The sequence below is a fragment of the Salinisphaera sp. SPP-AMP-43 genome (assembly GCF_049568105.1).
Taxonomy (GTDB): domain Bacteria; phylum Pseudomonadota; class Gammaproteobacteria; order Nevskiales; family Salinisphaeraceae; genus Salinisphaera.
In genome coordinates this window covers 1,524,121-1,537,354 of the sequence record NZ_CP145335.1, presented here as the reverse complement: position 1 = coordinate 1,537,354, position 13,234 = coordinate 1,524,121, and the positions used below count along the sequence as shown (strand labels likewise).

Sequence of the window (13,234 nt, the reverse complement as noted above, 5' to 3'; positions counted from 1 at the left end):
GCCGGCGCTGGTTGAGGATCAGTCCTCTTCGGCCTCGACGATCTCGCCATAGGCTTCAGCGTCGAGCAGTCCGGACAGCTGTTCGGTGTCGTTGATCGTCATCTTGAACAACCAGCCTTCACCAAATGGATCTTCGTTGACCCGCTCCGGTGAATCGGCCAGCTCTTCGTTGATTTCGACGATCTCGCCGGCCAGCGGCGCATAAATATCGGAGGCGGCCTTGACCGATTCGACCACCGCGACGGCATCGCCCGGGCCGAACTTGTCGCCGACTTCTGGCAGTTCGACGAACACCAGATCACCAAGCGAACCCTGGGCGTATTCGGTGATGCCGACGGTGATCGTGCCGTCGCCATCGTTACCGATCCATTCGTGGGTCTTGGTATAGGACAGTTCGTTCGGAATTTCGCTCATGTTCTTCCCCTTGATTGGCCGCTTGGTAATGAGCCGAAAATGATAAGCGATACGCAGGCCGGCGCGCCGAGGCAAAGCCGGCCAGGTGGGTCAAGACCGGGCGCGACGGCTGACTACAGGTCGATACGGATCTTGCCGTTGCGCACGAATGGGTAAGCCACGACATACGCCGTCAGCCACTTGCCGCGTACATGAACCTGTACGCGCTGCTCCCATTCGACCGGCACCCGGGCCAGCGCGATCGAGCGCGACAACGTCGGCGCAAAGCTGCCGCTGGTGATCTCGCCTTCGGCATGCTGGGCTTCGGTCGATTCGTCGTCGGCAGCCCGCACGGCCGCGCCGTGGCGCATCACGCCCCGACCTTCGAGGACGAGCCCGACCAGCTTGCGCGGACTCTGATCGCGCACCGCCTCCAGCGATTCCCGACCAATGAAATCGCGATCGGCGGGCTCGAACGCCACGGTCCAGCCCAGCCCGGATTCCAGCGGCGTGGTGTCTTCGTCCATATCCTGGCCGTAGAGATTCAGCCCAGCTTCCAGGCGCAGCGTATCGCGGGCTCCGAGACCGATCGGCTCGACGCCTGCCTCGAGCAGCGCACGCCACAGATCGACCGCGGCATCGGCCGGCAGCACGATTTCGAAGCCGTCTTCGCCGGTATAGCCGGTCCGGCCGATCGACCATTCGCCGACGACGGCCGCCCGAAACGGCTTGAGCTCGGCAGCCGCCCCGGCCTGCTCGTCGTCGAGCGCGCTGTAGGTCAACTCGCGGGCCTTCGGGCCTTGAACGGCGATGATTGCCAGATCGTCGCGGGTCGCCAGATCGACGTCGAAATTTCGGGCCTGGCTACTCAGCCAAGCCATATCCTTTTCCGCGGTGGCCGCGTTGACTACCGCGCGATACCAGTTATCGCCGAGATGATAGACGATCAGATCGTCGATCACCCCGCCGCGGGTGTTAAGCATGCAGGTATAAAAAGCCCGGCCTGTTTCGTCGATCTTGGCTACGTCGTTGGCCAGTACGCGGCGCAGCAGATCGCGCGCGCCCGCGCCTCGGATATCGACCGGGCGCATGTGCGAGACATCGAACATACCAGCGCCTTCGCGCACAGCCTTGTGCTCGGCGATCTGGGAACCGTAGTTGATCGGCATGTCCCAACCGGCGAAATCCACCAGCTTAGCGCCAAGCGCGACATGCTCATCATGGAGCGGCGTATGGTTATTGGCCATGCGATCGACTCTTTCGTTGCGGTGGTGAACCGTGGCAGCTACAAACAAGGCCGGGCTTAGTGTCCCGCCGCCCCTCTGTCCTGGCACCTGAGAGATTCGCCCCGTCGGTGAACCGCATTGTGGCGGTTGCTCTCCAGAGTCGATCGTGGCCAGCCGTATCGGCCGACCCGCGCTTGGTCCATGGGCCTGAGCGTTTCCGGGCGGAATTGCGCCTTCGGCGGCGGGCCTAACCCGCACTCTCCCAAGCGTTTTGCGATCGAGGCTTTTACTATACCGACCCGGCCGCGCGAATCCAAGCTGGTCAATCCAGAAACGAGCCATGGGCGGTGAAGGTCTCGTCCGTACGCAGGGCCCAAGCTGCGCACAGTGGCGGCCGTGAGCTATGCATTCAGAACGCCATAGCCCCAGTGCTCGGGCGCATTCGGGCGGCAATCTCCCCTACGGACCTATTCCGCCGTTGTCCGACTCCGTGCGAGGCACTGGCTGGAAGACGGACGATAGAGCGCAAGACGAGGCTTGGGGCGTGTTGAGGTTTCCTGCGAGTCCGCGCCGAAGGCTGTTGAGCTGCAAGCCGAGGCGCCACGAGTACAGCATCGTGGCACGACGTCCATGAGCAGCAACGCTGGATGGCGGCCAACAGCCGTTGTTTCGAAAGGTTATGCCGCAAATCGTGTCGGGCCGCATGACGCGCCTTGATCGGGGCACGCCTAGAACCGGCGGCTCGCGCCTCGCCAGCCCTGATTTGGGGCGGCAATGCAGCGCCAGGACGACATCCCAACAAGCTCTAGCGCGCGGCGCAACGCGTTCCGCGAGCACGCCCACGCAGGATCGCCACGATGTCGTCCATGCATGGCGTTTGTCCGCCTGCCATGGACCGCCTATAGAAACCCGGCCCAGGCCTCGTCGGCATTGCGAGTTCAGGGGGATAATACGCGTTGATGCCGCGACTCGCAGCTTGTCGAGCACGTGGTGTCCAGCGCAGCCTGGCATACAACACAGCACCTGGCCCGTGGCTAACCGGCGCCAACTCCAGCCCCATCGCACCGGCTGTGCGCCGCGACCGGTGTGCGGCCACCCCACAATACATGGGCCGGGCCATCGGCGCTGTCGTTGCGTGCCAGAGCCGACTCCGGCGCGATGGCCTCAGCGCAACAGCCGCGGCCCGTTCGCAGACAGCCCGGTGGCCTGATGGATCATGATCTGTCGGATCGGCGCCAGCCGTGTCGAACCGGAAATCGCCAGACCGCGCAGGCCCCGCAGAATCGGATTGCGGCTGCCGTAGAGCCGTTTCAGGCCGTCGGTCGCGCCCAGCATCAACAGATTGTCGGTCATGCGTGCACGCTGATAACGCTTGAGAAACGTCAGATCGCCGGCATCGGCGCCGGCAGCCCGTCCGGCCTCGAGCGCGGCCACCAACTCGGCAACGTCCATCAGCCCCAGGTTGGCGCCCTGCCCGGCCATCGGATGGACCACATGGGCGGCATCGCCGGCCAGTGCGACCCGCGGCTGCACATAGCGCTGGGCATGCATGAGCTTGAGCGGGAACGCCCCGCGGCTGCCCATATGCTCGATCCGGCCCAGCGCATGGCCGCTGGCTTCGGACAGTCGCTCGCAAAAACGCTCATCGTCGAGCTCGGCGATTTCATTGGCTACGGCTTCATCGGCATGCCAGGCCAGCGAACAACGTCCGTCGGCCAGCGGCAAGAAAGCCACCGGCCCGGTCTCGGTGAACCGCTGCCAGGCGATATGGCGATGATGCCGTTCCGGCGTCACCGTGCCGACTGTACAGCGCTGGCCATAGCCCCAACCGGTGGTCGGAATCCCGGCGGCCTGGCGTACCGCCGAATTGGCGCCTTCAGCACCGACCACCAGGGCTGCCGTGATTTCCTGCTCGTCTTCGAGCGTGATACGCGCCATATCGTCGCCGACTGCCAGATCGGCCATCATCGCCGGACAGTAGACATCGACTCGCTCGAAGGCCTGCCAGGCCGAGTCGACGATCAGCGCGTTCTCGACAATATGCCCGAGCTCGGACAGGCCGACGGCGGTATGTTCGAGAAACAGTTGGTCGCTATGCCCGGCCTCCCAGACCTTCATGCCGGTGAACGGACAGATCCGGTGTTTGGGTACACGCTCCCATAGCCCCAGATTATCCAGCACCCGACGCGGGCCCGGGGCGATCGCCGATTGGCGTAGATCGAAATCGGCCTCGGGATCCATTGGTTTGGGCTGTTTCGCCTCAACCAGTGCGACATGGAAATCGGCTTCGGCCAATGCCACGGCCAATACTGCGCCGACCATGCCGCCGCCCACGATGGCGACGTCGTAGCGGGGTCTTGTCGTCATGTTTTCGACCATCCTTCTGCGCGGCGGTGCGTCGCATCGGACAGCAACGCCAGCCCCATGCTGCGACGGGCCATATCGCTGCGCAGCCCCGGCGCCAGCGACAGGCCGAACAGGCCGGCCCCCCGGGCATGGCCGAGTCCGGGAATACGATTGGAGAACAACCGCACGACGCGGTCGGTGAAATTGGCCACCCGGTGCTGGTCCGGGCGGCGGCCCTCGGCCCAGGCCGCCAGCATATCCGGCTCGCCTGGATCGAAATCCACGCCCGCCAACGCCTGATGCTCGCGCAGCGTTTCGGCCAGGCCGAGCGCATCGCGAATCGCCAGGTTGAAACCCTGGGCCGCTGCCGGATGTAGCGCATGGCCGGCATTGCCGATCAAGGCGGCGCGCCGGCCGACTGCGGTGTCGCAGAGCAGCCGCACCAGCGGATAGGCACCGCGCGGCCCGGCCAGTTCGAGGCTCCCGAGCCGGCCACCGAAAGCCTGCTGCAGTTCGGCAGTGAAGTGCGTGTCATCGAGATCGAGTAGGCGCTTCGCCTCGGCGCTCGGCACCGTCCATACCACGGCACAGGTATCGTGCTGGAACGGTAACAGCGCGACCGGGCCGCTGGGCGTGAACCGCTCGTAGGCACAGCCGGCATGCGGGCGCTCGGATCGGGCCTTGGTCACGATTGCAGACTGGCCGTAGTCGTCGAGGCGCGCACCGATGCCGAGCGCAGAACGCACCGCCGAGTGGGTGCCGTCGGCGCCGATCAGAAGGCGCGTGGACAGGCGTCGCTCGGTGTTGCCTTCGACCACGGTGAGTTCGGCCGCCCCGGTTTCGTCATAGGCCAGCCCCTGAAAAGTCGCCGGCGCGATGACATCGACATCATCCAGATCGGCCAGCCGATCGCGCAGGACCGAGATCATGGCAACGTTGGGCACGACATAGCCCAGCGCCGGCAGGTCGTACTCGGCGGCCGCAACCGTAACCCGGCCGAAATGGCCGGCCTGGGATACATGCAGACGCTCGATAGCGGCCGCTTCGTCGGCCATCGCCGACCACAGGCCGAGTTCATCGAACATCGCCCGGGTACCCCAGGCCAAGGCCGTGGTTCGCGCCTGCAGGTTCTCATCGGCCGGCGCATCGAAGGCTACGGCCTCGATCAGGGCGATCCGTAATCCCGTGTCGGACAGCGCACAGGCGAGGCTCGCCCCGGCCAAACCGCCGCCGACCACCGCGATGTCGTAATCGGCGTTCACGAAGCCTCGCGCATCAAGGCTTCGATCTCGGCCGGGGCCTTCGGCACATCGCCAGTCATGATCTCGGGCTCGCCGCGGGTAACCACCACGTCATCCTCGACCCGAATGCCGATGCCCCAGTAGTTCTTATCCACGCCCTCGGTACCCGGCGGGATATACAGCCCCGGTTCGACGGTCAGCACCATACCCGGCTCGAGTTCGCGCCATTCGCCGGCCTGCTTGTAGACCCCGACGTCGTGTACGTCCATGCCCAACCAGTGGCTGGTGCCGTGCATGAAAAACCGTTTGTAACTTTCGTCGGCGATCACCGATTCGCGATCGCCGGAAACGAAGCCGAGCTCCAGCAGGCCGTCGACCAGCACATGCAATGCTGCCTGATGCGAAGCATTGGCCTTGTTGCCGGCCCGGCAGGCGGCAATCCCGGCCTCGTTGGCGGCGAGCACGATATCGTAGACACGGCGCTGGGCCTCGGAGAACCGGCCGTTGGCCGGAAAGGTGCGGGTGATGTCACCGGCATAACCCCGATATTCGGCCCCGGAGTCGATCAACACCAGATCGCCATCCGCGATCTCGGCAGCATTTTCGACATAGTGCAGCACGCAGCCGTTGGCCCCGGCCCCGACGATGGTCGGGTAGGCCCAGTGCATACCGTTAAGGCCATACACATAGTGCAACGTGGCCTCGAGTTGGTATTCGTAGACCCCGGGGGCAGCGGCCTGCATGGCCGCGCGATGCCCGGCCGCCGACACCTTAGCCGCTTCGCGCATCAGCGCGAGTTCGGCCTCGCTTTTACGCAGCCGCATTTCGTGCACGACACTGTTGATCGAGACGATGTGCTCGGGCGGCGCCGCATGCCGGCCGCGGGCACGCAGATCGTTGAGCCGGCTCATGAGCTGTTGCTCAAACTCGGGGTGGATGCCCTGGGTCATATACAGCCGCTCACGGCCGCTCAACAACTCACCGATGCGCTGATCGAACTCGTCGATGGGATAAGCCGCATCGGCGCCGAAACGCGTGACCGCGCCATCGGTTCCGGCCCGATGGCCGTTCCAGGTCTCGGCTGCCGGGTCGCGCTCGCGACAGAACAGGATGTATTCGCCGCGCTCATGACCGGGGGCGAGCACGGCAATCGCCTGCGGCTCGCCAAAGCCGGTCAGATACCGGAAATCGCTGTTCGACCGGTACGGATAGTCGACGTCGTTATTGCGATTGCGCTCGGGCGTGGCGGCGACCACAGCAATACCGCCCGCGCCGATCTGGTCGGCCAGCGCAGCACGGCGCTTGGCATGATCGGCCGGATCATCGGCGTGGTTCAAATGCGACTGGTCGAGAATCAATGCAGGGTCTCCCTGGTTTGCGGGCCTTCACGCTTGGGTTGCAGTTCGAGAAAGATCATCTGAACCCCAACCCGCACGTATTCGACCAGTTCAGCATAGTCGGCTTCGCCGTTTTCGGATTCGGCGTCCTCGGCGGTGAGTTCGGCCTTGGACAACTCGATCAGATCGCCGGCGACTTCGCGGACCTCTGGCGACAGCTGATCCGGCGAAAAATCGCCGCGATAGCTCAGCCCGAACAGAAAACCGGCGCACCAGCGCGCCAAGGCGGTCACCCTTGTTTCCAACGAGGCCGTATCGTCGTTGGGCAACAATGGCTTGAAACTCAGATCGGGATCGAACAACCCCTCAAGCGTCATCTCGGCCAGCGCAGACAGGGCCGTATTCAGGTTGTCGGTTTCAACGTCGTCGACGGCCGCAGCCGGCGGGTGTTCGTTGTCGATACAGAGCATGCCGGTCAGCGTGCCGTGGGTCTCACCCGGCGTCTGCACCGATCCGGCCTGTTTGAGGCCCTCTTCCAGGGCCATGAAAATATCGGACTGACTCATCTCGGACCTTTGCGTGTCGGCCTGGTCCACCATTGCACACAGGGTTGTCGGCAACGGCGGCTCGGTTCGGCATGTTAGCAAACTCGTCGATTCACGAACTCGTCAGCGCACCGAAGAAAACCGCGTTATAGATCATATGCAGCAGTACCGGCCGCCAGAGTGCCCGGCCGCGTTCGTAGAACCAGCCGATAACCAGTGCTGGCAACAGCGTTGCCAGCGCCCAGATTGGCGGGTGGCTGAAGCCGTGCAGTACAACGAACGCCGCACTCGCCAGCGCGTTGGCCAGACTCCAGGGTCCGAGCGCCGGCATGCGCCGGCGCAGCAGCCATTCCTGTAGCCCACCGCGGAACAGGATCTCCTCGACCAACGGCCCCAGTAACACAAACCAGAACAGGCTCGCTGGCGCAGGCGGCTGCCGGCGCCAGTCGGCCGCACCGAGCACAGTCAGGACAAACGGCGCCGCTGCCGCCGCAAGCAGCGCGCCGGCCCAGACCCACCAGGGCGGCGGCGAAGCCGCCGCATCGACTGTTGTCAGGCCGAGCGACGACGCCAGAGCAGTACTCCGCCGGCCAGGCTCAGCATGAGCAGCCACAACGGATCGAAGGCCGCATTCGGGTTGAGGGTGCAACCGCCGCCCCCACCGCCGCCGCCATCATCGTCGTCGGCACCGGCGCTGCTCGAATCGGCTTCACTGGTGATCTCGGAGTCCGGATCGCCAGCGATCGGCGCACTATCGATATCCGGACAGCGGGCACCGTTGGTCAATTGCCAGCCGAGATCCTCGAGCGCACAAATCGACAGCCCAAGGCCGTGCAACACCCCCGCATCCGGATTTTCGCGGGGCGCCATGATCTGGGCCGGCGATAGCGTCATCGCCCAATGCGATACCGAGCTGCCGGCGTCGATGGTGGGCGGCGCATAGAGCTGGACGCGGCCCTGAGTCAGCCCGGTGGTGAGATAGCCGCCGGCCGCCGAGTTGGTGCTGCTGCTGCCCCAGACCAGATCGGGGCCGTCGCTCATCGACTCGGCACGCTGGGCGGCTGTCATCGACGGCCAGTACGGCTGCCCCGGCAAGCCCAGATACTGGATATACGTACTAAAGATATCGGGAAAGCGGGTATTGGCATCGTCCGTGAATCGGGGGAATTGGCCGATTTCGGTATCGCCGTCGTCGCTGAGCGCCACTAGGGTCTGAAAGCCGAGCCCGTGCAAAAGCTCATGGACTGCCGTGGCCACGAAGTCGAGCTGGTGATCGCCAGGTTCGCCGTCGAGCCCGTAGTACCAGGTCGTCCCCTGTAGACAGTTCTCGCTGGCGGTATCCAACCTTGGGTTGAACGCCAATGCGATGCCGGCCCGATCGGCCAGACGCTGCCCTGCCAAGGCGTTGGCCAGCGGTAGCGGATAGGCGACATCGGCCTGCGGCGCACCGGAGAAATTGACCGCGTACTCGGTCGTGCCGCCCTGGCCGAGCGTGGCCGAGTTGCGCTCGCAGGCAAGCAGGTTTTCACGGTTGATATTCCCGGCGAAGCTGACCTGAATACGAACCGGCACATTGCTGGCAATCCGGCTGGCCACGATCTCGGCAGCATACTGGAACGCCGCCAAACGCTGTTCGCCCAGCGTGGTTGCCTCGTTGCTGGCTAGTGGCGCGACGGATTGGTCGTCATCGAAGCCTTGCCCGGTGCCCCTATCCTGATTTTCGAGTTCGACGGTCGCCGCCTGCGCGCTTGTGCAGATCAGGCACAGCGCGAATGCGCCCCCCCAGGTTTTCATCTTCCCCATAACTTCCCCACCAGCGCCCGGTGTGCGACTCGGTATGGCGCCTATCCCAATCGTTCGTTGTTACGTCACGCGTTCGTGGCTTTGTCACCGCATGCGAGCGAAACACGACGGCGCGGAACAGCCCGGACGCGCCGTCGCCATAGCATTCAACGCAGCGTCTTCTGGCAAGGATCGGCCGATGCCTTCGAATCTTGACTGGCGTGCTCGGCCGAGCCGCCCATGCGCAGACTGCCGTCGTCACAGCGCACGACCCGCTCCTTGGGTGCTTTGTTCGGATCGACCGATAACATCCGGGTGCCGTCCTCAGTCTGCCAGCGCGTGTAGCCGGACTTCTTGGAAGTCTGGCCCGCGTTTTGGCCGATCTGCTGCTTGGACTGGGCACTCGGCCCCTGTTCGGCCGGATGCTGAATCACGTCGCCGGTCTCCGGATCGAGATAGACCGTCTGGTGCGCACTTTTGTCGCCGGCGGCCGATGCACAACCGGCCACGTTGCACAAAACAGCTGTCGTGGCAGCGGCAATCAGAATTCGAACTGTCGTCATGGTCCAACCTCGTTCTCGGACGATCGGATTGTTCATCGACTGACCCGCGCTGGGTTCGTGTCGGCAGCGCGACTCAGGCAGGATATGATCGCATCAAACGCTAGCAGCTGCGACGACGCCCGCATGGCACGATTGGATTGGCGAGACACGATGGCCGCCTTGGTGGCCGAACGCACCATCAGCAGCGACGATCCGGCGCTGGACCATGGCAACCGCACGGCCGTGGAAGGACTCGCCGATCGGCTCGAGCATGCCGGCTTCAGCTGCGACATCCAGCCGCTCGCGAACCGTTCGGACAAGGTCAACCTACTGGCACAGATCGGCCCCGCAGAGTCCGCGGCCGAGGCTGGCCTGGTGTTCGCCGGCCATGTCGATACCGTGCCTTTCGATGCCGAGGGTTGGGCCTCGGATCCGTTCGAGCTGGTGGAGCGCGACGAGCGTCTGTACGGCCTCGGCAGCACCGATATGAAAGGTTTTCTGGCAATCGCGGCCGGCGTGGCCGCGGAATATGCCGATCAGCGTCTGGATGCGCCGTTGTCGCTGCTTGTCTCGGCCGACGAAGAATGCGGCATGGACGGCGCTCGCGCGCTGCTAGAGGCCGGCGCTGCGCCAGGCCGCTACTGCGTGATCGGCGAGCCGACCTCGCTGGTCCCGATTCGCCGCCACAAAGGGATTTTGATGGAAACCATCGAAACCGTCGGCGCCTCGGGGCATTCCAGCAATCCGGCGCTGGGCGCCAACGCGATCGAAGCCATGCACCGGGCGATCGCCGCGATTCGCACATTCCGTGACGAGCTCGCCACGCGCCAAACGGCCTCGGGGTTCCCGGTTCCGCATGCCACGCTCAATCTGGGCACGATCCGCGGCGGTGATGCGGCCAATCGCATTCCGGCGCACTGTCGGCTGGATATCGATACCCGTTTTCTACCCGGCGACTCGATCGAGGCACTGCGCGACGAACTGCGCCAGCGCGTACGTCATGCTTTGGCCGACAGCGACTGCGACGTGCGTTTTTCGGCACTATTCGCCGGTACGCCGGCTTTCGAAACCGCCGCCGAATCGCCAATCGTCACCGCCTGCGAACAACTCACCGGGCAACCGGCTGCCGCGGTCGATTTCGGCACCGAAGGTGCGTTCTACAACGCACTCGGCATGGACAGCATCATTCTCGGCCCGGGCGATATCGCCGATGCCCACCAGCCCAACGAATACTTGGCCCTGGAGCGCATCGCACCGATGCAGACGATCCTGCGCGGTTTGGTCGAACGGTTCTGCCGGCCGGGCTGAACGATAACGCCGGTCGCCGGCCCCGGCGGTTTTTTGCTCTAATACCGCGATGCAATCGGGGTCCGACAACCATTCTCAACCGATCGATCAGACCGCGCTGGTCGCGGCACTGCGGGCCTCGGCGCCCTATGTGCATGCCCATCGCGGCCGGACGTTCGTGATTCATCTGCCCGGCGAGGCCGCGGCCTCGCCGCGTTTCGTCGATCTGATCTACGACATCGCGCTGCTGCACAGTCTTGGGGTACGACTGGTGATCGTGTTCGGCGCCCGGCCCCAGATCGATGCCGCACTCGCCGAGGCCGGGCTGGCGCCGCGCTTCATCGACGGCGTGCGGGTGACCGATGCCGCCGCGCTGAACTGCGCACGCCAGGCTGTGGGCAGCCTACAAATGGCCTTCGAAGCCCATTTGTCGACCAGTTTGGCGAGTACACCGATGGGCGGGGCTCGGATCGCGACGGTCAGCGGCAATCTGGTGACCGCCAAACCAGTCGGCGTGGCCGGCGGCGTGGATCACGGGCATACCGGCGAAGTCCGACGCATCGATACCGCCAGCATCGATGCGCATCTGGCCCGTGGCCATATCGTGCTGCTGTCCTGTATCGGTTATTCGCCGTCCGGCGAAATCTTCAACCTGGTAGCCGAAGACGTGGCCGGCGCCACGGCCCGGGCCCTGGGCGCCGACAAATTCGTGCTCGTACATCCGGGCGAGGCCATGCACGCCCGGTTTGCCGAATCGTCCCCCGGGCTGACCGTGGAGGCTGCCCGAGCGATGCTGGAGGCCGCCGATGCGCCGCTGGCCACGGCCGATCGGGCACGCCTGGCGGCCGCGATCCAGGCTTGTCTCGGTGGGGTCGAGCGCAGCCATCTGGTCAGTTTCGATACCGACGGCGCACTGCTGCGCGAGCTGTATTCCCGCGATGGCCTGGGCACCATGGTCGCCGCCGATACCTACGATGCCGTGCGCACGGCCACCCCCGAAGACCTCGGCGGCGTGCTGGCGCTGATCGAACCGCTGGCTGCGGCCGGGCTGCTGGTACCGCGCTCGCGCGAGGCCATCGAACTCGACATCGAACGCTATGTGGTCATGGCCCGCGATGGCCTAATCACGGCCTGCTGTGCGCTGATGCCCTATGCTGAGGAGGCGATTGGCGAGCTGGCCTGCGTAGCCGTACATCCGAACTATCGCGGCGGCAACCGGGCCGCCATCTTGCTGGCCGAAGTCGAACGCCGCGCCCGGGCGGCCGGCCTGACCCGCCTGTTCGTGCTGACCACCAAGGCCCCGCACTGGTTCGTTGAGCACGGTTTTCAGCCTTCTAGCATCACCGTCCTGCCGCTGGCCAAGCAGGCGATGTACAACTACCAGCGCAATTCGGCGGTACTGATCAAACCGCTCGAACCGAACTAAAACCATGGCTCGCACGCGACATATTCCGCGCGTTCATCTGGCCGCCGCCTTGGCGGTGGGCGACGAGATCGCCCTGCCCGACGATAAACGCCATCATCTGAGCACGGTGCTGCGGCTGGCTGCCGGCGCCGAACTACGGCTGTTCAACGGCGACGGCGCCGAATATGACGCCACCTTGATCGCCAGTGACCGCAAACAGGCGATCGCCCGGATCGATCGCCGGACAACGCCGGCCGGAGAATCGCCGCTGGCGGTCACGCTGGTGCAGGCGATCGCGCGCGGCGATCGTATGGACTTCGCCCTGGCCAAGGCCGTCGAACTGGGCGTGACCGCGATCCAGCCGGTATTCACCGAGCGGGGTCAGGTCAAGCTCGACGGCGCACGGCTCGCCAAGAAGCAGGCCCACTGGCAGCGCGTGGTCGAGTCGGCTGCTGAGCAGAGCGGGCGCCTGAGCTGCCCGGCGCTGACCGAGGCGGCCGAGCTGCGGTCGATCATTGCCGCCCCGCCGGCAGCCGATCGCTATCTGATGCTGGCCCCAGAAGCCGCCGGCGGCCTGTCGACGCTGGCACCCGCGCACGAGGTCGCGCTATTGATCGGCCCGGAATCCGGGCTGTCGAACGACGAAATCGAGACCGCCGCAGCAGCCGGCTGGCAGGCACTGGCGCTTGGCCCACGCGTACTGCGGACCGAGACCGCCGGCATGGCCGCACTGGCCGCCCTGCAGACGGTCTGGGGCGACCTGGCGGGCTGAATTCTTCGACGAGCGAATCCACCGACGCACGCCTCTCCGGGCCGATATTGCCGGGCTCGCTGTGCCGGCTAAGAACCGGGCAAGCGCGAAGGATTCGATGGCCTGTTACAAGGTGGCGCCCAACTCTTGGCCACGGCGGGCAGCCGCCAACGGGGCGCGCCGGTCGCGATCCGCTCGTCGTTGGCACCACGCTATCCGTAGATCGGCGCCGGTGCCCACGGCTGGTTTAACCGGACTCGCTCGGCTCGCCGACTTCCGACGATGCCGGCGCTTTGGCGAGCCTTAACACGCCCGAGCGGCCATGCTCTCATCGGCGCCCATCGGTATACCTACACAGGTGGCACAGGCCGAGCACCGC

At 65.2% G+C, this 13,234-nt stretch carries 12 protein-coding genes and 2 riboswitches; of the genes, 3 read left to right on the top strand and 9 right to left on the bottom strand.

Annotation, left to right across the window (positions count from 1 at the left end):
* Positions 1–18: 18 nt before the first annotated feature.
* The 9 genes from gcvH to V5738_RS06470 form a co-directional block, all read right to left on the bottom strand.
* A complete protein-coding gene (gcvH, locus tag V5738_RS06510) occupies positions 19–414 on the bottom strand; it encodes a glycine cleavage system protein GcvH (protein ID WP_423823615.1) in 396 nt (131 codons plus the stop codon).
* 113 nt (positions 415–527) lie between these two features.
* Positions 528–1,640, bottom strand: coding sequence for a glycine cleavage system aminomethyltransferase GcvT (gene gcvT / locus V5738_RS06505; protein WP_423823614.1), 1,113 nt, complete (start codon positions 1,638–1,640; stop codon positions 528–530).
* Positions 1,641–1,705: 65 nt separating this feature from the next.
* Positions 1,706–1,787: riboswitch (glycine riboswitch) on the bottom strand.
* Positions 1,788–1,804: 17 nt separating this feature from the next.
* Positions 1,805–1,894: riboswitch (glycine riboswitch) on the bottom strand.
* Between the two features lie 889 nt (positions 1,895–2,783).
* Positions 2,784–3,986, bottom strand: a complete 1,203-nt coding sequence (locus V5738_RS06500) for a UbiH/UbiF/VisC/COQ6 family ubiquinone biosynthesis hydroxylase (RefSeq protein ID WP_423823613.1) — start codon at positions 3,984–3,986, stop codon at positions 2,784–2,786.
* On the bottom strand, positions 3,983–5,227 hold the full coding sequence (gene ubiH, locus V5738_RS06495) for a 2-octaprenyl-6-methoxyphenyl hydroxylase (RefSeq protein ID WP_423823612.1): 1,245 nt from the start codon (positions 5,225–5,227) through the stop codon (positions 3,983–3,985). The genes V5738_RS06500 and ubiH overlap by 4 nt, the downstream gene beginning before the upstream one ends.
* Entirely contained in the window at positions 5,224–6,564 is a 1,341-nt protein-coding gene (gene pepP / locus V5738_RS06490) for a Xaa-Pro aminopeptidase (RefSeq protein ID WP_423823611.1), read from the bottom strand. Before pepP ends, ubiH begins: the two co-directional genes overlap by 4 nt.
* The gene (locus V5738_RS06485; RefSeq protein ID WP_423823610.1) at positions 6,561–7,109 is read right to left on the bottom strand and encodes a UPF0149 family protein; all 549 of its coding nucleotides are present in this window, start codon (positions 7,107–7,109) and stop codon (positions 6,561–6,563) included. The genes pepP and V5738_RS06485 overlap by 4 nt, the downstream gene beginning before the upstream one ends.
* Positions 7,110–7,200: 91 nt before the next feature.
* Positions 7,201–7,701 (bottom strand): JDVT-CTERM system glutamic-type intramembrane protease MrtJ, encoded by a 501-nt coding sequence (mrtJ, locus tag V5738_RS06480; protein WP_423823609.1) that lies wholly within the window; start codon positions 7,699–7,701, stop codon positions 7,201–7,203.
* Positions 7,641–8,891 carry a JDVT-CTERM domain-containing protein gene (locus tag V5738_RS06475; RefSeq protein WP_423823608.1) on the bottom strand — a complete coding sequence of 417 codons (1,251 nt, stop codon included), beginning with the start codon at positions 8,889–8,891 and terminating at the stop codon, positions 7,641–7,643. Before V5738_RS06475 ends, mrtJ begins: the two co-directional genes overlap by 61 nt.
* 146 nt (positions 8,892–9,037) lie before the next feature.
* Entirely contained in the window at positions 9,038–9,433 is a 396-nt protein-coding gene (locus V5738_RS06470) for a hypothetical protein (RefSeq protein WP_423823607.1), read from the bottom strand.
* Between the two features lie 123 nt (positions 9,434–9,556).
* On the opposite strand from V5738_RS06470, the gene argE reads away from it, so the two are divergent.
* The 3 genes from argE to V5738_RS06455 are packed head-to-tail and all read left to right on the top strand — an operon-like array spanning position 9,557 to position 12,876.
* Positions 9,557–10,720 (top strand): acetylornithine deacetylase, encoded by a 1,164-nt coding sequence (gene argE / locus V5738_RS06465; protein WP_423823606.1) that lies wholly within the window; start codon positions 9,557–9,559, stop codon positions 10,718–10,720.
* Between the two features lie 49 nt (positions 10,721–10,769).
* On the top strand, positions 10,770–12,125 hold the full coding sequence (argA, locus tag V5738_RS06460) for an amino-acid N-acetyltransferase (protein WP_423823605.1): 1,356 nt from the start codon (positions 10,770–10,772) through the stop codon (positions 12,123–12,125).
* 4 nt (positions 12,126–12,129) lie between these two features.
* Positions 12,130–12,876: a 16S rRNA (uracil(1498)-N(3))-methyltransferase gene (locus V5738_RS06455; protein ID WP_423823604.1), complete on the top strand. Its 747-nt coding sequence runs from the start codon at positions 12,130–12,132 to the stop codon at positions 12,874–12,876.
* Positions 12,877–13,234: the final 358 nt, after the last annotated feature.